Source organism: Cellulomonas fulva (assembly GCF_018531375.1).
Lineage (GTDB): Bacteria > Actinomycetota > Actinomycetes > Actinomycetales > Cellulomonadaceae > Cellulomonas > Cellulomonas fulva.
Map to the genome: position 1 here is coordinate 585035 of NZ_JAHBOH010000001.1, position 20692 is coordinate 605726.

The 20692-nt window shown below is 74.4% G+C and carries 22 protein-coding genes and 1 pseudogene; 5 read left to right on the forward strand and 18 right to left on the reverse strand.

The window, feature by feature from the left end:
• Position 1: 1 nt before the first annotated feature.
• A complete protein-coding gene (locus tag KIN34_RS02560; RefSeq protein WP_214346239.1) occupies positions 2–901 on the reverse strand; it encodes a LysR family transcriptional regulator in 900 nt (299 codons plus the stop codon).
• Positions 902–973: 72 nt separating this feature from the next.
• On the opposite strand from KIN34_RS02560, the gene KIN34_RS02565 reads away from it, so the two are divergent.
• Complete coding sequence (locus KIN34_RS02565) at positions 974–2041, forward strand: EamA family transporter (RefSeq protein ID WP_443623138.1); 1068 nt, start codon at positions 974–976, stop codon at positions 2039–2041.
• On the opposite strand, the pseudogene KIN34_RS02570 reads toward KIN34_RS02565, so the two are convergent.
• The 3 genes and pseudogenes from KIN34_RS02570 to KIN34_RS02580 all read right to left on the reverse strand — a co-directional run.
• Positions 1963–2391: pseudogene (locus KIN34_RS02570) on the reverse strand (2-C-methyl-D-erythritol 2,4-cyclodiphosphate synthase); the annotation flags it as partial. The gene KIN34_RS02565 and the pseudogene KIN34_RS02570 overlap by 79 nt on opposite strands.
• Positions 2388–3134: a 2-C-methyl-D-erythritol 4-phosphate cytidylyltransferase gene (gene ispD, locus KIN34_RS02575; RefSeq protein WP_214346246.1), complete on the reverse strand. Its 747-nt coding sequence runs from the start codon at positions 3132–3134 to the stop codon at positions 2388–2390. The gene ispD and the pseudogene KIN34_RS02570, both read right to left, overlap by 4 nt.
• 21 nt (positions 3135–3155) lie before the next feature.
• Positions 3156–3638: a CarD family transcriptional regulator gene (locus KIN34_RS02580; RefSeq protein WP_048341557.1), complete on the reverse strand. Its 483-nt coding sequence runs from the start codon at positions 3636–3638 to the stop codon at positions 3156–3158.
• A gap of 360 nt (positions 3639–3998) precedes the next feature.
• Between KIN34_RS02580 and KIN34_RS02585 the strand changes: the two genes are divergently transcribed.
• Positions 3999–4523, forward strand: a complete 525-nt coding sequence (locus KIN34_RS02585) for a hypothetical protein (RefSeq protein WP_214346248.1) — start codon at positions 3999–4001, stop codon at positions 4521–4523.
• A 67-nt stretch (positions 4524–4590) separates the two neighbouring features.
• On the opposite strand, the gene pstB is transcribed toward KIN34_RS02585, so the two are convergent.
• The 10 genes from pstB to KIN34_RS02635 all read right to left on the reverse strand — a co-directional run bounded on the left by pstB (position 4591) and on the right by KIN34_RS02635 (position 12661).
• On the reverse strand, positions 4591–5370 hold the full coding sequence (gene pstB, locus KIN34_RS02590; protein ID WP_214346251.1) for a phosphate ABC transporter ATP-binding protein PstB: 780 nt from the start codon (positions 5368–5370) through the stop codon (positions 4591–4593).
• Between the two features lie 10 nt (positions 5371–5380).
• The gene (gene pstA / locus KIN34_RS02595) at positions 5381–6349 is read right to left on the reverse strand and encodes a phosphate ABC transporter permease PstA (protein ID WP_214346254.1); all 969 of its coding nucleotides are present in this window, start codon (positions 6347–6349) and stop codon (positions 5381–5383) included.
• Positions 6349–7359: a phosphate ABC transporter permease subunit PstC gene (gene pstC, locus KIN34_RS02600; RefSeq protein ID WP_214346257.1), complete on the reverse strand. Its 1011-nt coding sequence runs from the start codon at positions 7357–7359 to the stop codon at positions 6349–6351. The genes pstA and pstC overlap by 1 nt, the downstream gene beginning before the upstream one ends.
• A 121-nt stretch (positions 7360–7480) precedes the next feature.
• Complete coding sequence (pstS, locus tag KIN34_RS02605) at positions 7481–8602, reverse strand: phosphate ABC transporter substrate-binding protein PstS (RefSeq protein ID WP_214346259.1); 1122 nt, start codon at positions 8600–8602, stop codon at positions 7481–7483.
• A 141-nt stretch (positions 8603–8743) separates the two neighbouring features.
• Complete coding sequence (locus KIN34_RS02610; RefSeq protein WP_214346261.1) at positions 8744–9466, reverse strand: response regulator; 723 nt, start codon at positions 9464–9466, stop codon at positions 8744–8746.
• The gene (locus tag KIN34_RS02615; RefSeq protein ID WP_214346263.1) at positions 9463–10677 is read right to left on the reverse strand and encodes a sensor histidine kinase; all 1215 of its coding nucleotides are present in this window, start codon (positions 10675–10677) and stop codon (positions 9463–9465) included. Before KIN34_RS02615 ends, KIN34_RS02610 begins: the two co-directional genes overlap by 4 nt.
• A gap of 142 nt (positions 10678–10819) precedes the next feature.
• Positions 10820–11302, reverse strand: coding sequence for a DUF1269 domain-containing protein (locus KIN34_RS02620; RefSeq protein ID WP_214346265.1), 483 nt, complete (start codon positions 11300–11302; stop codon positions 10820–10822).
• A 10-nt stretch (positions 11303–11312) separates the two neighbouring features.
• Positions 11313–11684, reverse strand: a complete 372-nt coding sequence (locus tag KIN34_RS02625) for an SHOCT domain-containing protein (protein ID WP_237689029.1) — start codon at positions 11682–11684, stop codon at positions 11313–11315.
• 54 nt (positions 11685–11738) lie between these two features.
• Positions 11739–12167, reverse strand: coding sequence for a DUF6325 family protein (locus KIN34_RS02630; RefSeq protein WP_214346267.1), 429 nt, complete (start codon positions 12165–12167; stop codon positions 11739–11741).
• 89 nt (positions 12168–12256) lie between these two features.
• Positions 12257–12661 carry a DUF7144 family membrane protein gene (locus KIN34_RS02635; RefSeq protein ID WP_214346270.1) on the reverse strand — a complete coding sequence of 135 codons (405 nt, stop codon included), beginning with the start codon at positions 12659–12661 and terminating at the stop codon, positions 12257–12259.
• A 260-nt stretch (positions 12662–12921) separates the two neighbouring features.
• Here KIN34_RS02635 and phoU point away from each other — a divergent pair, with 260 nt between their 5' ends.
• Positions 12922–13584 carry a phosphate signaling complex protein PhoU gene (gene phoU, locus KIN34_RS02640; RefSeq protein WP_214351678.1) on the forward strand — a complete coding sequence of 221 codons (663 nt, stop codon included), beginning with the start codon at positions 12922–12924 and terminating at the stop codon, positions 13582–13584.
• Positions 13585–13809: 225 nt separating this feature from the next.
• Entirely contained in the window at positions 13810–14721 is a 912-nt protein-coding gene (locus tag KIN34_RS02645; RefSeq protein WP_214346273.1) for a hypothetical protein, read from the forward strand.
• An 80-nt stretch (positions 14722–14801) separates the two neighbouring features.
• Here KIN34_RS02645 and KIN34_RS02650 read toward each other — a convergent pair whose 3' ends face one another.
• The 4 genes from KIN34_RS02650 to KIN34_RS02665 form a co-directional block, all read right to left on the reverse strand.
• A complete protein-coding gene (locus KIN34_RS02650) occupies positions 14802–15539 on the reverse strand; it encodes a phosphoglyceromutase (RefSeq protein ID WP_214346276.1) in 738 nt (245 codons plus the stop codon).
• Between the two features lie 85 nt (positions 15540–15624).
• On the reverse strand, positions 15625–16938 hold the full coding sequence (locus tag KIN34_RS02655) for a glycosyltransferase (protein ID WP_214351681.1): 1314 nt from the start codon (positions 16936–16938) through the stop codon (positions 15625–15627).
• 129 nt (positions 16939–17067) lie between these two features.
• The gene (locus KIN34_RS02660) at positions 17068–18174 is read right to left on the reverse strand and encodes a lactonase family protein (protein ID WP_214346279.1); all 1107 of its coding nucleotides are present in this window, start codon (positions 18172–18174) and stop codon (positions 17068–17070) included.
• 29 nt (positions 18175–18203) lie between these two features.
• A complete protein-coding gene (locus KIN34_RS02665; protein ID WP_214346282.1) occupies positions 18204–19397 on the reverse strand; it encodes an ROK family transcriptional regulator in 1194 nt (397 codons plus the stop codon).
• Positions 19398–19476: 79 nt separating this feature from the next.
• On the opposite strand from KIN34_RS02665, the gene xylA reads away from it, so the two are divergent.
• A complete protein-coding gene (xylA, locus tag KIN34_RS02670; RefSeq protein WP_214351684.1) occupies positions 19477–20667 on the forward strand; it encodes a xylose isomerase in 1191 nt (396 codons plus the stop codon).
• Positions 20668–20692: the final 25 nt, after the last annotated feature.

Below are 20692 nucleotides of genomic sequence, written 5' to 3' on the forward strand. Positions count from 1 at the left end.
GTCAGGACACGACGATCTCGCGCGCCAGCGCCGTGAGCTCCGCGAGCACCAGGCGCACGACGAGCCGCTCGGCCGTGTCTCGGCGCACCAGCGCCTCCACGTGCCGGCCGGCCCGGACGCCCGCGAGGGGCACCAGTCGGACGCGCGGGTCCGCCCCGAACGTCCACCGCGGCAGCAGCGTCACGCCGTGCCCGGCACCGACGAGGGCCGCGGCGACGTGGAAGTCGTTGATCCGGTGCCGGATCTGCGGCGGCCCGCCCGCGTGCGCGCCCACGGCCGCCAGCACCGTGGCCACCGGGAAGCCCTCCCGGACCGCCACCCAGTCCTCGTCGGCGAGCTCGTGCGGCTGCACCTCCCGCCGGTCCGCCAGCGGGTGCCCGGGCGCGACCGCGACGTCGAGCGGCTCGCGCAGCAGGGGGTGCACCACCACCGTGCCGCCCCACCCGGGCGACCCGTCCGGCCGGTGCGCGACCACGACGTCGATCTCGTCGGTCAGCGCGACGAACGCGTCCTGCGCCACGTCGTCGTCCGAGCACTCGACCCGGACGCCGGGCAGCCGCGCGACGCGCGTCAGCAGACCCGGCAGCAGGAGCTGCGCACCGCTCGCGAACGCGCTGACGCGCACCGTCCCCACGGGCCGGTCCCGGAGCGCGTCCACCGCGGCGGCGGCCCGCTCGAGCGCGACCGCGACGTCCGCCGCCGCCGCCGCGAGCGCCTCGCCCGCCGCCGTCAGGCGCAGGCCGCGGCCCACCCGCTCGGTGAGCGCGACGCCCACCTCCCGCTCCAGCCGGGCGACCTGCTGCGAGACCGCCGACGGCGTGAGGTGCAGCACCTGCGCGGCCGCGGTCACGCCGCCCTGGCTCCCGACGGCTCGAAGGGTCTGCAGCGCGTGCGCGTCCATGAAGCGACGCTACATCGTCGCTGTGGATGATTTCGATGGTCCTGAACGGTCGACCTGGCGCACGCTGGGCCCATGTCCACCCGCGACCGCCTGCTCGCCGTGCTCGTCGCGATCAGCTGGGGCCTCAACTTCCCCGCGATCCACCTGTCGCTGCAGCAGTTCCCGCCGTTCTTCCTGGTGGCGCTGCGGTTCGCGCTCCTCGCCGTGCCGACCGTGCTGCTGGTGCGCCGGCCCGCGGCGCCCTGGCGCTGGGTGCTGCTCTACGGCGCCGGGTTCGGCGTGCTGCAGTTCGTGTTCCTGTACTGGGCGATGGACGCCGGCATGCCGACGGGTCTCGCCTCGCTGGTCCTGCAGTCGTCGGCGCCCTTCACCGTGGTGCTCGCGGCCGCCCTGCTACGGGAGCGGGTCACCGCCCGCCAGGGCGCCGGGATCCTGCTCGCCGTCGCCGGGCTGACGGGCATCGCGGTGCACCGCGCCGGGCTGGCGGGCGGGGCGACGCTGGTGCCCGTGCTCCTCACGCTGTGCGGCGGCCTGGGCTGGGCCGTCGGCAACCTCGGCAACCGGCTCGCCGTGCAGGCGGCGCCGGGCGAGCCCATGCGGCTGCTGCTGTGGATGTCGGTGGTGCCCCCGCTGCCGCTGCTGGCGCTCTCGCTCCTGGTGGAGGGCCCGGACCGGATCGCGGGCTCGTTCGACGGCCTCGCGACCGCCACCGGTCTCGCCGCCCTCGGCGGCCTCGCGTACACCGTGGTCGTCGCCACGCTGGGCGGCACCGGGCTGTGGACGTCGCTGATGTCGCGGAACCCCGCGGGCGTCGTCGCGCCGTTCTCGATGCTCGTGCCCGTGGTCGGGATCGCGGCGTCGTGGGCGCTGCTCGACGAGCGCACCTCGCTGCCCGAGCTCGCGTGCGGCGCGGCCGTCGTCGCGGGGGTGCTGCTGGGCAGCATGCGCCGCCGGGTGCCCGGACCGGCGGGCCGGACGCGTCTCCCGGCTCAGCCGACCGGCACGACGAGCGCCGTCGCGACCGCGGCCACGCCCTCGCCGCGGCCCGTGAGCCCCAGCCCGTCCGACGTGGTCGCCGACACCGTGACGGGCGCTCCGGCCGCCGCCGACAGCGCCGACTGCGCCTCGTCGCGACGCTGACCGATCCGGGGCCGGTTGCCGATCACCTGCACCGCGACGTTGCCGATCTCGAAGCCCGCGGCGCGCACGCGCCGCGCGGCCTCCGCGAGCAGCGCGGTGCCCGCCGCGCCGGCCCACTGCGGCTCCGCGGTGCCGAAGTTGGAACCCAGGTCCCCGATCCCCGCCGCGGACAGCAGCGCGTCCGCCGCGGCGTGCGCGGCGACGTCCGCGTCGGAGTGCCCGGCCAGCGGCCGCTCGCCGGGCCACGCCAGGCCGGCGAGGTGCAGGACCGCGCCCGGGCCGTCCGCCGCCTCCGCGTCGTAGGCGTGGACGTCCACGCCGATGCCCGTGCGCGGCAGCTGCCCGCTCATGCGTCCTCCCCGAGGAGCTCGGCGACCCGCAGGTCGCGTGCCGTCGTGATCTTGGCGGCCCGCTCGTCGCCCGGCACCACCCAGACGGGCCGGCCCAGTCGTTCGACGAGGCCGGCGTCGTCGCTCGCTGCGACGCGCTCGTCGTGCGCGTGGCGCGCCGCCTCGTCGTGCGCCCGGCGCAGGAGGCCGAGGCGGAAGCCCTGCGGCGTCTGCACCGCGCGCAGCGCCGACCGCTCGACGGTCTCCCGCACCGGCTCGGCGTGCGCGACGTCCGCCGGTCCCACGCGCTTGACCGTGTCGGTCACCGGGAGCCCGGGCACGACCGCGTCGTGACCCGCCGCGACCGCCGCCACCACGCGTGCGACGAGCTCGGGCGGCGCCCAGGGCCGCGCGGCGTCGTGGACCAGCACCACCGCGTCGTCGTCGTCGCCCAGGTGCGCGAGCGCCGCGGCGACCGACGCCTGGCGCGTCGGCCCGCCCGGGACGACGACGAGCCGCACGCCGTCCGCGACCACGGGCGCGACCGCGCCGCGCACGGCGTCGACCAGGTCCGCGGGCGCGGTCACGACGAGCTCGTCGACCAGCCGGGTGGCGGCGCCGTCCGGCCCCGGACATGCCGCGAGGAGCCGCCGCGCCGCATGGGCGACGAGCGGCTCCTCGTGCAGCGGAACCAGGGCCTTGGGCAGGGCATGACCCAGACGGGTGCCGCTGCCGGCGGCCGTCAGGACGGCGAGGACCCTCACCTCAGGGCGTCGGTGACGACGTCAGGACGCGAGGACCTCGTCGAGGATGGCCTCGGCCTTCTCCTCCTCGGTGTGCTCCGCCAGCGCGAGCTCCGAGACGAGGATCTGCCGGGCCTTGGCCAGCATGCGCTTCTCGCCGGCTGACAGGCCGCGGTCGGCGTCGCGACGGGACAGGTCCCGCACGACCTCCGCGACGCGGATGACGTCGCCCGACGCGAGCTTCTCGAGGTTCGCCTTGTACCGGCGGGACCAGTTGGTGGGCTCCTCCGTGTAGGGCGCCCGCAGCACCTCGAAGACGCGGTCGAGGCCCTCCTGGCCCACCACGTCACGCACACCCACGAGGTCGACGTTCTCCGCCGGGACCTCGATCGTCAGGTCGCCCTGGGCGACCTTGAGCTTGAGGTAGATCTTGTCCTCGCCGCGGATGGTCCGGGTCTTGATCTCTTCGATCAGCGCTGCACCGTGGTGCGGGTAGACGACAGTCTCCCCAACCGTGAAAGTCATCTGCAGGTGTCCCCTTTCGCAGGCGGCCTATCCTAGCACGCCGGCTCCGCGCTCCCGACCGTCGTCCGGCTCCCCTCGAGGGGCATCTGCGCAGGTCATAGGCCATATCGCCGTCGGACAAGCGTCCAGGACGAGCGGTCGGCCCGACCGCTCGTCGGGCGCCGCCGGCCGGCCGCGGACCCACGGACGCCGCCGCGGTGTGGTGCGCCTCACGCGTCCGCGCGGCCCAGGGACCCCACCCGCGCGGCCCGCCCACCACCTGGGCGACCACGCGCCCGATAGGCTGTGCGTGCCCGTGCGCGGCCCCGCCGCCGCGCCCGCGCGTCGCCCGTCGCACCCGTCGTCCGCGTAGGAGTCATCGTGACCTCGCTCCGTCCCCGCCGCCCCGGCACCCGCGCCGTCGCCGCAGCCGCCGGCCTCGCCGTCGGGCTCCTGCTGGCCGGCTGCTCGGCGACCAACCCGATCCAGACGGAGCACGACTACAGCCCGTCGGACGGCGTGCGCGTGACGGTCGGCGACGTGCGTGGCAACAACCTCATGCTCCTGACCAGCGGCGAGGGCGCACCCGGCGTGCTGCACGGCGCGTTCACGAACGACGCGACCGAGGACCGCACCGTCACGGTGTCCTTCGCCGGCGCGGACGGCGCCGAGGCCACCGACGCGACCACGGTCCAGGTCCCCGCGCGCTCCACCGTCCTCCTCGACGGGACGGAGGACGAGGGCCGCGCGGAGGTCTCCGTGGCCGCGACGCCGGTCGCCCCCGGCGACGTCGCCACGATCACGCTCGAGACCGACGCCGACGGCTCGACGGACCTGCAGGTCCCCGTGCTCGACGGCACGCTGCCCGACTACGCGACGTCGGTGCCCTCGCCCTCCGCGAGCTGAGCCCCCCACGCAGCACGACGCCCGCCACCCCCGAGGGGTGGCGGGCGTCGTCGTGCCCGGGGTCACGTCACCCGAAGCGGCCCGAGATGTAGTCCTCGGTCGCCTGCTCCTTGGGCGCGGAGAAGATCACCGACGTGTCGTCGATCTCGACGAGTTTGCCCGGCTGCCCCTGCCCCGCGAGGTTGAAGAACGCCGTGCGGTCGGACACGCGCGCCGCCTGCTGCATGTTGTGCGTGACGATCACGATCGTGTACTCCGCCTTGAGCTCGGCGATGAGGTCCTCGATCGCGAGCGTCGAGATCGGGTCCAGCGCCGAGCACGGCTCGTCCATGAGCAGGACCTGCGGACGCACCGCGATGGCGCGGGCGATGCAGAGGCGCTGCTGCTGACCGCCGGACAGCCCGGAGCCCGGGCGGTCGAGGCGGTCCTTGACCTCGTTCCAGAGGTTCGCGCCCCGCAGCGACTCCTCGACCAGGTCCTGCGAGTCGCCCTTCGACATCCGCCGGTTGTTCAGGCGGACGCCCGCGAGCACGTTCTCCGCGATCGACATCGTCGGGAACGGGTTCGGCCGCTGGAAGACCATGCCGACCTGGCGGCGGACGGCGACCGGGTCGACGTCGGTCGCGTACAGGTCCACCCCGTCGACCTCGACGCGGCCCTCGACGCGCGCGCCGGGGATGACCTCGTGCATGCGGTTGAGCGTCCGCAGGAAGGTCGACTTGCCGCAGCCCGAGGGGCCGATGAAGGCGGTCACCGAGCGGGGCTCGACGGACATCTCCACGTCGGCCACGGCGCGGAAGTCGCCGTAGTAGATGTTCAGGTCCTTGACGTCGATGCGCTGTGCCATGGGGGGGTCCTCAGCTGATGGTCTTGGGTGCGAAGAGACGGGTGACGAGCCGGGCGATCAGGTTGAGCACCATGACGATGAGGATCAGCGTCAGGGCGGCGGCCCACGACCGGTCGTAGGCGACGGTCGCGATGCACGCGGTGTCGTCCGGGGAGCAGGGGATGAGGCCCTGCTGGAACTGGCGGTACACGTAGACGGGGAGCGTCATCATGCGGCCGTCGAACAGGTTGAAGTTGATCGAGTCGGCGACGCCCACGGTGATGAGCAGCGGCGCCGTCTCGCCGATGACGCGGGCGATGGCGATCATCACGCCGGTCACGATGCCGGCGACCGCGGTCCGCAGGACCACCTTGACGACGACCAGCCAGCGCGGCACGCCCAGGGCGAGCGCCGCCTCGCGGAGCTCGTTCGGCACCAGCCGGAGCATCTCCTCGCACGAGCGCACGACGACCGGGATCATCAGGACCGACAGCGCGATCGACCCGACCGCACCCATCCGGATGCCCGGGCCGAGGATGACCGCGAACAGCGCGTACGCGAACAGGCCCGCGACGATGGACGGGATGCCGGTCATCACGTCGACGAAGAACGTGACCGCGCGCGCGAGCGAGCCGCGGCCGTACTCGACCAGGTAGATCGCGGTGAGCAGCCCGATCGGCACCGAGATGAGCGCCGCGAACAGCGTGATCTCGACCGTGCCGACGATCGCGTGGTAGATCCCGCCCGCGTCCATGCCGCCGTACACGCCGCGCATCGAGTGCGTCAGGAAGTAGGCGTTGAACCGCTCGATGCCGTGGGAGACCACGGTCCAGGCGACCGAGACCAGCGGGACCATCGCGAGCGCGAACGCGCCCGTGATGACCCACCGCATGAGCCGGTCCTTGCGCTTGCGGCGCGGGTCGACCTGCCGGAGCAGCTCCGCGAGGTCGACCGTCGGCGCGGACCCCGGGGCGGGCGCGTCAGCTGTGGTGGCGGCCATCAGTTGGCTCCCGAGAAGTCCTTGCGGCGCGCGACGATCGCGCGCGCGGCCATGTTCACGACGAGGGTGATGACGAACAGCGCGAGCCCGGTCGCGATGAGGACGGACATGCCCATCTCGCTGGCCTCGGGGAACTGCGCGGCGATGTTCGCGGCGATGGTCTGCTGCTGCCCGGCGACCAGGAGCAGGAACGAGTACAGGAAGCCCTGCGAGATGATCATCAGCACGGCCATCGTCTCGCCCAGCGCGCGGCCCAGGCCCAGCATCGCGGCGGACACCACGCCCGAGCGGCCGAACGGCAGCACGGTCATCCGGATCATCTCCCACCGCGTCGCGCCGAGCGCGAGCGCCGCCTCCTCGTGCAGACGCGGGGTCTGGAGGAACACCTCGCGGCTGACGGCGGTGATGATCGGCAGGATCATGACGGCCAGCACCACGGCCACGGTCATGATCACGCGCCCGGTCGGGGAGACCTCGCCGCCGAAGAGCGGGATCCACCCGAGGACCTCGTTGAGCCACTCCCACACCGGCTGCACGAACGGCGCGAGCACCAGGGCTCCCCACAGGCCGTAGACGACCGACGGCACCGCCGCGAGCAGGTCGACCACGTAGCCGAGGGTCGACGCGAGCCGGCGGGGTGCGTAGTGGGAGATGAACAGCGCGATGGCGATCGCGACCGGCACGGCCAGGAGCAGCGCCAGCGCGGCCGCCAGGACCGTGCCGAAGACGAGCGGGCCGACGTAGTCGAGCAGCGACGACGAGTTCCGCATGAAGCTGACGTCGTCGACGAGCTCGCCGGAGGACGCCGACAGCGCGGGCATCGCCTTCACGACGAGGAACACCGCGACCGCCGCGAGCACGACGAGGATGAGCGCTCCCGCGCCGGTCGCGACCCAGCGGAACACGCGGCTCGCACCGCGGTCCGCGACCCGACGGCTCGGCCGGCGTCCGGGTTCCCGGGTGCCGCCCGGGTCGGTGCCCGCGATGACGGGACTGGTGGTGGCAGTCACTTCTGCTCCTGCACGTGAGGTCGGGGAGGACTGGGGGGGACATCCCCTCGCGGCCGCGAGCCGCGAGGTCGTCGGTGGCCGGCCCGCGTCCCCCCCGGGACGGGCCGGCCACCGACAGCCGTCAGGCTCCGGCGATCGCGTCCACGGCCGCCTGAGCCTCCGCCGCGAGCTCGGCGGGCAGCGGCGCGGAGCCCGCGGCCTGCTGCGAGGCCGCCTGGCCCTCGTCGCTCACCATGTAGCCGAGCAGACCCTTGACCAGGTCCGCCGTCTCGGTCGAGTCGTAGTCGAGGCACGCGACCGCGTACGACACGAGGATCAGCGGGTAGGCGCCGTCCGCGGTCGTGGTGCGGTCGACCGAGATCGCGATGTCGTGCTCGGCCCGCTCCTCGTCGCGCGGCGACGCGGCGAGCGCGGCGCCCGCGGCCTCGGCCGTCGGGGCGACGAAGCCCTCGCCGACCTTGATCGAGACCTTGCCGAGCGAGCCGGCGGCCGACTCGTCGGCGTAGCCGATCGTGCCCTGGCCGGCCTGCACGGCCTGGATCAGGCCCGACGTGCCCGTGCCGGACTCCCCGCCCTGCAGCGGCCAGTCGTCCGCGGCCTCGTCGGCCCACGCGCCGTTGCCGGCCTTGTTGAGGTAGTCCGTGAAGTTCTTGGTGGTGCCCGAGCCGTCGGCGCGGTGCACGGGCGTGATCTTCGTGGCGGGCAGCGACGCGTCCGGGTTGTCGGCCTTGATGGCCTCGTCGTCCCAGGAGGTGATCTTGCCGGAGAAGATGTTGGCGATCGTCTCGGCGGAGAGGTTCAGCTCGGTGACGCCCTCGAGGTTGAAGACCACCGCGATCGGGGAGATGTACACCGGGATGTCGATGGCCTCGCAGCGCGCGGCGGCCGACTCGATCTCCTCCGGCTTGAGCGCCGAGTCCGAGCCCGCCCAGTCCACGCCGCCGTCGATGAACTGCTGACGACCGCCGGACGAGCCGACCGGGTCGTAGTTGACCGTCACGTCGGCGTTCGCGGACTGGAAGCCGGCGCGCCAGGCGTCCATGGCCTTCTCCTGCGACGACGCGCCCGCGCCGTTGAGCTCGCCGGACAGGTCACCGACCGGGGCCATGTCCGAGCCGCCGGTGGAGTCCGAGCCGCCGGTCGCGTCCGCGATCGGGTCGTCCGATCCGCAGGCCGTCAGGGTCAGGGCGAGGGCACCGGCAAGGGCGACCGCGCCGACACGGCCGTGGAGGGAGAGCTTCACAGTGGGTCCGTCCTGTCGATCTGGTGCGCACGGGGGTGTGCGCGCAGACGGCAGGTTGCCGGGCGGACGTGACCGGCCGCCTGGCATCGGGTGAACCCCGGGTGAACGCTGGCCGACGAACGCTCGCGGGCTCGGACCGCCTCAGGACGCGGCGGCCGAGTCGTCGTCGAGCTTGTAGCCCAGGCCCCGCACGGTCACCAGCAGCGTCGGGTTCGCCGGGTCGTCCTCGATCTTGGCGCGCACCCGCTTGACGTGCACGTCGAGCGTCTTGGTGTCGCCGACGTAGTCCGAACCCCAGATGCGGTCGATGAGCTGGCCGCGGGTCAGCACGCGCCCGGCGTTGCGCAGCAGCATCTCGAGGAGCTCGAACTCCTTGAGCGGGAACGGCACCAGCTCGCCGTGCACGCGGACGGTGTGGCGCTCCACGTCCATGCGCACGGGGCCGGCCGCGAGCAGGTCCTCCTGCCCGTCCTCGTCGGCCCGCGCGTCCTCCTGCGACGACGAGCCCCGCCGCCGCAGCACCGCGCGGATCCGCGCCACGAGCTCACGCGACGAGTACGGCTTGGTCACGTAGTCGTCGGCGCCGAGCTCGAGCCCGACGACCTTGTCGATCTCGTCGTCCTTGGCGGTCAGCATGATGACCGGCACGTCGCTCACGGCCCGCAGCGCCTTGCAGACCTCCGTCCCGGACAGCCCCGGCAGCATGAGGTCGAGCAGGACCAGGTCCGCGCCGCCCTCGTCGAACCGGGCCAGCGCGTCCGGTCCCGTCGCGGCGGCGACCACCTCGAAGCCCTCGCGCTCCAGCGCGTAGGTGAGGGGGTCGCGGTAGGACTCCTCGTCCTCCACGAGGAGGATCCGGGTCATGACGCACTCCGGTGCTGCACGTGCTCTCCCTGGTTCTCGGGTTCCTGCTCCTGCGCGCGGTCGCCCGCGCCGTACGCCTCCGTGGCCGGGACGCGCGGGAGGCGCAGCGTGAACGTCGAGCCGCGGCCGGGCTGCGACCACACCGTCACCTCGCCCCCGTGGTCCGCCGCGACGTGCTTGACGATCGACAGCCCCAGGCCGGTGCCGCCCGTGGCGCGCGAGCGCGCGGGGTCCACGCGGTAGAACCGCTCGAACACGCGCTCCTGCTCCGCGGCCGAGATGCCGATGCCCTCGTCGACCACCGCGATCTCCACCAGGTCGCCGCTCGCCCGCACGCCGACGCCCACGTGCGCCCCCTCGCCCGAGTACGCGACCGCGTTGTCGACGAGGTTGCGCACCGCGGTCACCAGCAGGTCGTGGTTGCCGAACATCTGGACGCCGGACTCGCCGCCCACGTCGATCCGCACCTGCTTGGCGGCCGCCGTGGTGCGGGACCGGTCCACGGCCTCCGCGACCACCCGGTCGACGTCGACCATCGCGAGCGGGCCGAGCGCGCCGGCCACCTGCAGCCGCGAGAGCTCGATGATCTCGTGCACCAGCGCCGAGAGCCGCTGCGCCTCCGCCTGCATCCGGCCCGCGAACCGGCGCACCGCCTCCGGGTCGTCGGCGGCGTCCTCGGTCGTCTCCGCGAGCAGCGTGAGCGCGCCGACGGGCGTCTTGAGCTCGTGCGAGACGTTCACGACGAAGTCGCGGCGGATCGCCTCGAGGCGGCGCGCCTGCGTCATGTCCTCCGCGAGCACGAGCAGGTGCCGGGCGGTCACCTGCGCGACGCGCACCTGGACCAGCTGCGTCCCGCGGCCGGACGGACCCCGGGGCACCTCGAGCTCGTCGTCGCGGATCACGCCGTCCCGGCGTACCTGCATGACCATCTCGCGGATCGCCGGCGGCCCGATGCGGCCGTCCCGGACGAGCCCGAGCGCGTACGCCGGTGCGCTCGCGCGCACCACCTGGTCCTCCTCGTCGAGCACCACGGCCGCCGAGCGCAGCACGGCGAGCGTCCGGACCAGGCCGTCGTCGACCTCCGGCGCCGGGGCGGCCGGCACGGCGTGCTGCACGGCGTCGCTCCAGCGGAACGCCAGCACGGCGCCCGCGCCGACGAGCACGCCCAGCACGCCGGCGACGAGCAGCGTCACGCCGTCGATCCCGTTCACAGCGCCACCCTAGGGCGCGCGCGGTGCCCCGCCCGCCAGGAACGACGAGGGCGGGCGCACGGTCGCCGAGCGTTCATCCGGTGTTCACCGGGACGCTCGGACCGTGCACCCGCCCTCGTCGTGGCGGTCGCGGGCCCGCCGCTCAGCCGAAGGCCTCGAGCAGCGCGCTGCGCTCGGCGTCCGTCAGGTTCGTCGCGACGAGCGTCGAGTGGAGCCCGTGGAACCGCTCGGCGACCCGGTCGGTGTTCCCCTCCTCCGTCACGGCGCACAGCATCGACGTGCCCGGCGTCACCTGCTCGCGCAGGTTCTTGAGCTGGTCCTCGGTCAGGCCCACCGCGTTGAGCGTGCGGCTGATGCCGCCGATCGCGGCGCCGGCGGCCGCACCGAGCAGCGGCACGAAGAACAGGCCGCCGAACAGCAGCCCCCAGAACGCGCCCCACCCCGTGCCGCGCCACTGGTCCTCGTGCCCGTGCTGCACGGTCGGCTTCGAGGCGTCCTGCGGCCAGGTGACCACGGCGTGGTCGAGGACCGTGATGAGGCCGTCGTCCGCGGCGCCTCGCAGCGCGGCGTAGGCGTGGTCGGCGCCCTCGGTGTCGTCGAACCGCCAGGCGGTGAAGGTCGTCATCGGCCCGTCCTCACGCGAGCAGCTTGGCCTTGGCCGCCGCGAACTCCGCGTCGTCCAGCAGGCCCTGGGCGTGCATCGCGCCGAGCTGCTGGAGCTTGGCCATGAGGTCGTCCGCGGGGGCGGCCGGCGCGGCGACGGGCGCCGCGACCGGAGCGGCGACGGGTGCGGCGGCAGCCTGCTGGGCGACGGCCTGGCGGGCCGCCTCCTCCATCTGCCGCTGCTGCTCGGCGGCGGCGAGCTGCTGCTGCTCGTAGCTCGACTGCGCGCGCCCCATCTGGCGGCGGGCGACGCCGCCGGACACGGCGGTGGCGGTGCCGGCGATGACGGCGGTGCGGGCGGCGGTCCCGATGAGGCCGGGACGGCCCATGCGACGGATCGGCATGATCTCTCCTTGAGAGGGTCGGCGGGTGCTGGGGGTGCTGTGGGACCGGTCGGGTCAGTCGTCGGACTCGGCGAGCTCGACGACGGCCGCGACGACCTCGGCGGGGATCCGCTCGGACGCGAGGACGACGCCCCCGGTCGAGCGCACGGCGTTCGCGATGCCGCTCATCCACAGGTGCTCGATGACGAGGACCAGCGCGGACGCGCCCGGGGGGACGGCGTCGGCGATCTCGTCGATGTCCTCCTGGCCGGCGAGGCCGCCGCCGGCGAGCTGGAGGTCGACGATGTCGAGCTCGTCGCCCACCTGCTCGATCTCGATGATCTCGAGGTCGCCGTCGAGCGGGCGGCGGACGACGACGAGGTCGACGATCCGGACCTGCTCGGACGCGACCAGGAGCGCGAGCTCGGCCTTGACCTCGTCGGGGATGCGGTCGCTCGGGAACTCGAGCGCGAACAGCTCGACGGGTCCGAAGCTCTGTGCCATGTGACTGCGCCTCTCGCTGGGTGGTGCCGGTGCGGGACCGGGGGAAGGGGTGCGCGCGGTGGCGCGCGCGGGTGGTGCGGGGCCGGGCGTCAGGAGACGGCGCGCTCGACCTCGTCGCCGTGCACGGTGAGCGCCCACAGGACGACCGCGCCCAGGATGATCGACGCGATCGACCACCAGGGGGTCACGGGCAGCCAGACGAACTGCCAGACCATGTTCACGACCACCACGACGATCGCCACGACGCGCGCCCACATCGCCGCGCTGAACAGGGCCAGGCCGGTGATCGTGAGGATCGCGCCGAGCACCAGGTGCACCCAGCCCCACGTGGAGATGTCGAGCACCCAGACGCCCTGGCCGCCGCCCCAGGCGAGGACCTTCTCGTCGTTGAACACGGCGATGAGGCCGGCGACGAGATCGAACAGGCCGACCGTGAGCAGGGCGAACGCCCCGAACCACACCCAGCCGACCCAACCGGTGACCCTCTGTGCCATCGCTTCCTCCTGCGTCCGGGCGCCGGGCGACGCCGCTGCATGGTGACGACCGTCCCGTCGAGCAGGCCGCCGGGACCACCGTAGTGCGCGGCGCCCCGCCCGGCACCGACCAGTTTGCGGCACGCGCGCGGTCGCGCACGGGTCCCGAACGGCTGCCGTCCGTTCACCGTCGCGGTCCCGTCCGTTCACCTTCACGTGCGACGGTGGGCGCCGCCCGCGACGACGTGCGTCCGGGCCGCCCCATCCTCGAGAGGGAACCAATGCGGGACATCTTCGACGCCGAGCTCACCCAGCTCGGCGAGGACCTCGTCGCCATGAGCGCCCGGGTCGAGCGCGCCGTCACCAACGCCGGTGTGGCGCTGCTGACCGCCGACCTGCCGCTCGCCGAGTCGGTGATCGCCGACGACCTCGGGATCGACGCCATGGAGCGCGACCTCGACGAGCGCTGCGTCCTGCTGCTCGCGCAGCAGCAGCCCGTCGCCACGGACCTGCGGATCGTCGTCTCCGCCCTGCGCATGAGCGCGTCGCTGGAGCGCATGGGCGACCTGGCCCGGCACGTCGCCCAGGTGACGCGCGGGCGCTACCCCCGTCACGCGGTGCCGCAGTCGCTGTCCGGCACGTTCACGGAGATGCACGACGCGGCGGTCCGCGTCGCGCGCCGCACCACGACGCTGCTGGAGAACCACGACATCGCGCTCGCCGAGAGCATCGAGACCGACGACGACCTGCTCGACGAGCTGCACGAGGACACGTTCACCGCGCTGCTCGGCGGCTCGTGGGCCGGCACCGCGCAGGAGACCGTCGACGTCACGCTCCTGGGCCGCTACTACGAGCGCTTCGGCGACCACGCCGTCTCCGTCGCCCGCCGCGTCACCTACCTGGTGACCGGCGCCCTCTCGGAAGACGCCCCCACCCCCGCCTGACCACACCCCCCGCCCCGCCGCACCGCCCGTCGAGGACGTCGGTTCCCGCTGAGCACGTCGGTTCTTTCCGACGAGCTCGACGGGAACCGACGTCCTCGAGGGCTGTCGGAGAAGGAGCCTGGGGTCGGGTGGGCGTGCACAGGCCCCGCGCGCGGCGTCCAGGACGACCTCACCGCGCGACAGTGAGGCGTGGGACGACGACCGGGGGCGCCGCAGCCCCTGCCTATGACACGGCTCCCGTCCGTGCGTCTGGCCTCGGACCAGGCCGCGGACGTCCTCGGGGCACGCCTGCGGGACGACGAGTGGGAGCGGATCGGCCACGGCGTCTACCTGCCGCGCGGCGGAGATCCTCAGGTCGACCCGGCACGGCGGAGAGCACTCGCACTCGTCGAGGGCGTGCGTCGGAGGTCAAGCGCCCCGGTCGTGTTCTCGCACACGAGTGCGGCTGCGCTCTGGGGTCTGGCGCTGTGGCGGCAGGTCGAGACCGTGCACCTCTACCACCCGAGCTGTGCGGGAGGTGAGCGGGACCGGTCGCCGAGCCGGCACCACGGCCTGCCCCCCGACGAGGAGGTCGGCACCGTGGCGGGCGTCCGCGCCACGTCCCTCGAGCGCACGCTCGTCGACTGCGCGCGCCTCCTGCCCCCGCTCCCTGCACTGGTCACGGCCGACAGCGCCCTGGCCGCCGGCGCGGATCCCGTGCTCGTCGAGGAGATCCTCCGGCGGATGGCCGGAGGGCGGCACGTCAGGCGAGCCCGCGAGGTCCTGCGGTACGCCGACGCCGGCGCTGAGTCGCCCTACGAGAGCGCGTCGCGATTCGTCGTCCTGCGCGACGGCCTGCCCGTCCCGCAGACGCAGGTCCCGGTCGAGACCCGGCTCGGAGTGTTCTGGGCAGACTGGGGCTGGCCGGACCTGCGGATCCTGGCGGAGTACGACGGCCGCACGAAGTACACGTCCGGCGCGATCGACGCATTCATGGCCGAGAAGCGCCGCCACGACGCCGTCGTCGAGCAGGGGCACCGCGTGCTGCGTGTCGTGCGGGAGGACATCTGGGGCACCACGCTCAGCCGCCGTCTGAGCCCTCTTCTGCCCGCCGCAGTCCGGGCCGCGATCAGCCCACGCGCCGGACTCCGGTCCTGACCCGCCGCGAACCCGTCGGAAGACGTCGTCGTCGCCGTGGGACGGCGGGCGAGCGGCGGGGAGGGACGGCTGGCGGTGGGTCAGCGGCCTTGGTTGGCGACGGCCGCGATGGCCGCTTCCGCGGCGGCGGCGTCCAGGTAGCGGCCGCCGGGGACGGTGGGCTTGAGGTCCTCGTCGAGCTCGTAGACCAGCGGGATGCCGGTCGGGATGTTGAGCCCGGCGATGGTCTCGTCGCTGATGCCGTCCAGGTACTTCACCAGGGCGCGGATCGAGTTGCCGTGCGCCGCCACCAGGACGATCTTGCCGGCGCGCAGGTCGGGGACGATGCCCTCCTCCCAGTACGGCATCTCCCGCTCGAGGACGTCCTTGAGGCACTCGGTCAGCACCTGCGGCTCACCGGCGTAGCGCGGGTCCGCGTCCTGCGAGAACTCCGAGCCGACCTCGATCGCGGGCGGCGGCACGTCGTAGGACCGGCGCCAGAGCATGAACTGCTCCTCGCCGAACTCCTCGAGCGTCTGCTTCTTGTCCTTGCCCTGCAGCGCGCCGTAGTGGCGCTCGTTGAGGCGCCACGAGCGCTTGACCGGGATCCAGTGGCGGTCGGCGGCGTCGAGCGCGAGGTTCGCCGTGGTGATCGCGCGGCGCAGCAGCGACGTGTGCACCACGTCGGGCAGGATGCCGGCCTCGGTCAGCAGGGCACCGCCGCGCTTGGCCTCCTCGACGCCCTTCTCCGAGAGGGCCACGTCGACCCAGCCGGTGAACAGGTTCTTCGCGTTCCACTCGCTCTCGCCGTGGCGGAGCAGGACCAGGGTGTACGTCATGCCCCCATCCTGCCGCAGGGCGGGACCCCCGGCGCAGGGACGTCCGTCCCCCGGTCACGGGGCAGCACGACGAGCGCGGCGCGGCTCAGGCGGGCTCGCGCGCGATCGCGTAGACCTTGAGCAGCTGGTCCGCGGCGGCGTCCCAGCCGAACCGCTCGGCCGCGCGGCGGGCGCCCGACGAGAACGCCCTGAGGCGGTCCCGGTCGGCCAGCACGTCGGCGAGGACGTCCGCCCAGCGCCGCGGGTCGTGCCCGCGCACCAGCACGCCGGACACCCCGTCGTCGACGATCGTGCGCAGCCCGCCGACGGCCGCCGCGACCACGGGCACGCCCGCGGCCTGCGCCTCGGCCGCCACGAGGCCGAACGACTCGGAGCGCGAGGGCATCGCGACCACGTCGGCCGCGTGGTACCAGGTGGGCAGCTCGTCGCGCGGGGCGGGCGGCCGGACCAGCACGCTGTCGCCGACCCCCGCGACCTCGGCGAGCGCCTCGAGCTCACGGACCGCGGTGGACCGGCCGGAGGGCCCGCCCAGCACGACGAGCAGGGGCACCGGCCGGCCGGTCGCGCGCAGCACCCCGAGCGCGTGGACCAGCACGTCGGGCGCCTTGAGCGCCTGCACCCGCCCCGCGAAGAGCACCACGTCCCGGTCCGCCGGCAGTCCCAGCGAGCGGCGGGCGGCCGCGCGCTCCTCGTCGGGCACGGGGGCGAACCGCGCGAGGTCGACGCCCGGCTCCACCACGTGCACGCGCGCCGGGTCGGCGCCGTAGAGCTCCACGAGCTCGGTGGCCTCCGCGGGCGTGGACGCGACCAGGGCGTCGGCGTCCGCGACCACCTGCTCCTCACCCAGCACCCGCGCCGCAGGCTCGGGCTGGTCCCCCGGTGCGAGCGTGGCGTTCTTGACCTTCGCCAGGGTGTGCGCGGTGTGCACCAGCGGCACCTCCCACCGGTCGGCGGCGATCGCGCCCACCTGCCCGGAGAGCCAGTAGTGCGAGTGCACCACGTCGTACCACCCCGGCCGGCGCGCGGCCTCCCACCGCAGCACGCCCGCCGCCATGCCGCACAGCACGCCGGGCAGGTCGTTCTTGTCGAGCCGCTCGAACGGGCCGGCCGGCACGTGGTGCACCAGGACCGGCGGGGTCACGCCCGGCTCGACGACCTCCGCCGTGAGCACCTCGCGCACGCGGTCGACGTCGACCGTGGTGTCCAGGGGCTCGCCGTCGGCGTCCGTGCCGGGCAGCACCACCGTCTCGGGCAGGTCCGACGAGGTGGCACGCGTGAAGATCTCGACCCGCGCGCCGCGGTCCGCGAGCGCCCGGGCCAGCTCGAGCACGTAGACGTTCATGCCGCCGGCGTCGCCGGTGCCCGGCTGGTCCAGCGGCGAGGTGTGCACCGACAGCATGGCGATGCGCGGGGCGTGCTCCACGGGCTCTCCTGCTCGACGGGACGGGTGCTCCCGCCATTCTCGCCCACCGCGCGCCACGCACCACTCGCGGGCGGGTGCCGCGCCGGCGGGCGTGGGGCGAGGGTGTCAGGCGCGCGGCAGCACGCAGGTCGCGGAGGGGAGCGCCGTACGCCCCCTGACGGCACCGTCCCGGGACAGCACGACGAGCTCGCCCGACCGCTCGAGCGCGACCACGACCCACGCGCCCACGACCGCGAAGTGCCGCGGCCAGTGGCCGCCCAGCGGGTGCGACGTGCCCGCGCCGAGCAGCCCGTCGGTGCCCACCTGCCAGCGCGTGAGGACGTCCGCGCCGCGCACGGTCACCAGGACCTGGTCGCCGTCGAGGACCAGGTGCGAGGGGAGGACGTCGTCCCCGGAGCCGGCCTGGCCGGTCGCGTCGCCGTCGACGCGCGCACCCTCGTCGGACCCGGGCGGGACGACCGCCGGGACGACCGCCGGGACGACGGCCGGGACGGACTGGACGAGCGTGCCCGTGGCGGTGGCGGCGTCCCACGCGAGGACGTGCACGGCGACGTCGAGCTCGCCGGAGACGTACGCGAACCGGCCGTCGGGGGAGAAGTCGAGGTGCCGCGGGCCGGTGCCGGGCGGGAACGTCACGGCGATGCCGTCGGGCGTCGCGGTGCGGCCGTCCCACGCGTACCGCCGCACCTGGTCCGTGCCGAGGTCGACGACGAGCACGTGGCGGCCACCGGGCGCCAGGGCTACGAAGTGCGCGTGCGGACCCTCCTGCCGGTCCGCGTTCGGCCCCGACCCCGCGTGGCCGTGCACCTCCGGTGCGGCGGCCGTGAGGGAGCCGGCGGCGTCGAGCGGGAGGACGCCGAGCGTCCCGGAGCCGTAGTTGGCGACGAGCAGGGCGTGCTCGGTCGCGACGACGTGGCACGGGTACGCGCCGCCGGACGGGACCGGGGCCGACGGGACCAGGCTCGCTGCCCGGTCCGGCCCGTCCACGGGGAAGCCGACGACCGCGCCCGGGTCGTCCTCCACGACCGCGAACAGCCGGGCACCCTGCTGCGCGACGAACGACGGGGAGGGCACCGTGGCCACCTGCCGCGGCTCGCCCAGGGCGCCGGTCTCGTCGTCGAAGGGGACGCTCCAGACGCCCTCGCCGCGCCCGACGGGCGTCCCGGCTCCGGCGACGGGGTAGGTGCCGATCCACAGCTCGCGCGAGGTCACCGGGCGAGTCTAGGCAGCGGCGCCGACGCTCACGTCAGCCAGGCGCTGGGATCCGCGATCACGCGGTCGAGCACCGTGAGCGCGGCGCCCGTGAGCGCGGGGATCTCCCCCGCCCGCGCGACCGCGACGGCCGGCGGCGCCCAGGGCGCGGCCAGGACCTGCGCACGCAGCGCGGTCAGCACGGGCGCGGTCAGGTGATCCGCCAGCGCCGCGTACGTGCCGCCCAGCACGACGTCCGAGACGTCGACCGCGTTGACCACGTTGGCCAGGGCCGTGCCGAGCGCCTCGCCGGCCGCCGCGAGCGCGCCGTGGGCCGCGGCCTCGTCGGACCGCAGCGCGGCCAGCAGCGGACCCACGCCCGCCTGCCGGTCGAGGCCCGCGGCGCGCAGCATGGCGTCCTGACCGGCGACCTGCTCGAGCCGGCGCCCGTCCGCGACGAGGGTGTGGCCGAGCTCGCCGGCCCAGCCGTGACGGCCGCCGAAGACCGTGCCGTCGAGCACGATGGCCGCGCCGATGCCGATCTCGCCGGAGACGTAGACGAACGAGCTGGGCCCGTCCGGTCGCTGGGCGCGCAGCTCGGCCCGCGCGGCGAGGTCCGCCTCGTTCGCCAGGTGCGGCGGGTGCGCGCCCAGGACGCGGGACGACGAGGCGAGCGCGGCCAGGACGTCGACCTCCCGCCAGCCCAGGTTCGGCGCGAGCAGGAGCGTGCCGGTGTCCCGTGCGACCAGGCCGGGCAGCGCGAGCGCGGTCCCGACGACCCGGCGGTCCCCGGGGCGGTCCCCGCCGGCCAGCGCCTCGTCCGTGACGTCGTCGGCGGTGCTCGCGAGCGCGCGGAGCACCGCGGCGGGGTCGCTGCCGCGGTGGTCCCCGGGCACGACGCGCTCGGCGAGCACCTGCGCGCGCAGGTCGATCGCGCGGACCGCGAGGTAGTCGACGTTCACCTCGGCGCCGAGCGCGACGAGCGTGCCGCCCGCCGGGACCAGCGGCACGGCGGGGCGGCCGGCGCGCAGCGTCGGCGTGGGCTCGAGCTCGGCGAGCAGGCCGCCGGCCACCAGGCGGTCGACGAGCGCGGAGACCGTGGCGCGGGCCAGCCCGGTGGCGGCCGCGACGTCGGCGCGCGACGGTGGAGGCTGGTGGCTCACGGCGGCGTCGAGCACCTCGCGCAGCACGAGCCCCAGGTTCAGCTCGCGCAGCGTGCCCTGTCGCGCCGCCGTCGGTCTCACGGGCTTGACCCTAGCCCGTCCGCGGCATAAGTTCAGCCGTACAACAAATATCCCCCACTCGATGACGAGAGGTACCACGATGGTGCGCAAGCCCACCCCCGCCGACAAGTTCTCCTTCGGTCTGTGGACCGTCGGCTGGAACGCGCAGGACCCCTTCGGCGCGGCCACCCGCCCGTGGCTCGACCCGGTCGAGTCCGTGCACAAGCTCGCCGAGCTCGGCGCGGCCCACGTGACGTTCCACGACGACGACGTGGTCCCCTTCGGCTCCTCGGACGCCGAGCGCGACAAGATCCTCGAGCGCTTCAAGGGCGCCCTGACCGAGACCGGCATCACGGTCGAGATGGTCACGACGAACACGTTCACGCACCCGGTGTTCAAGGACGGCGCGTTCACGTCGAACGACCGTCGCGTGCGCCGCTACGCGCTGCGCAAGATCCTGCGCAACGTCGACCTGGCGGCCTCGCTCGGCGCCGACACGTTCGTGATGTGGGGCGGTCGCGAGGGCGCGGAGTACGACTCCGCCAAGGACCTCTACGCCGCGCACCAGGCGTACGCGGACGGGATCGACACAGTCGCCGCGTACATCAAGGACAAGGGCTACGGCCTGCGCATCGCGCTCGAGCCCAAGCCCAACGAGCCCCGCGGCGACATCCTGCTCCCGACGATCGGCCACGCGCTCGGCCTCATCGCGCGGCTCGAGCACGGCGACATCGTCGGCCTCAACCCCGAGACGGGCCACGAGCAGATGGCCGGGCTGAACTACACCACCGGCCTCGCGCAGGCGCTGTGGGCGGAGAAGCTCTTCCACATCGACCTCAACGGCCAGCGCGGCATCAAGTACGACCAGGACCTGGTCTTCGGCCACGGCGACCTGTTCTCCGCGTTCGCCACGGTCGACCTGCTCGAGAACGGCTTCCCGGGCGGCGGCCCGCGGTACACCGGCCCGGTGCACTTCGACTACAAGCCCTCGCGCACCGAGGACTTCGACGGCGTGTGGGAGTCCGCGCGCGCCAACATGGCGACCTACCTCCTGCTCAAGGAGCGCGCGATCGCGTTCCGCGAGGACCCCGAGGTCAAGGAGGCCATCGAGGCCGCCGGCGTGCTCGAGCTCGCGAAGCCGACGCTGGACGAGGGCGAGACGCTGGCCGACTTCCTCGCCGACCGCTCGGTGTTCGAGGACTTCGACGCCGACGAGGTCGCGAAGCACGGCTTCGGCTTCGTGCGCCTCAACCAGCTCGCGCTCGAGCACGCGCTCGGCGCGCGCGGCTGACGCTCGTCGCGAACGAGAGGACGGA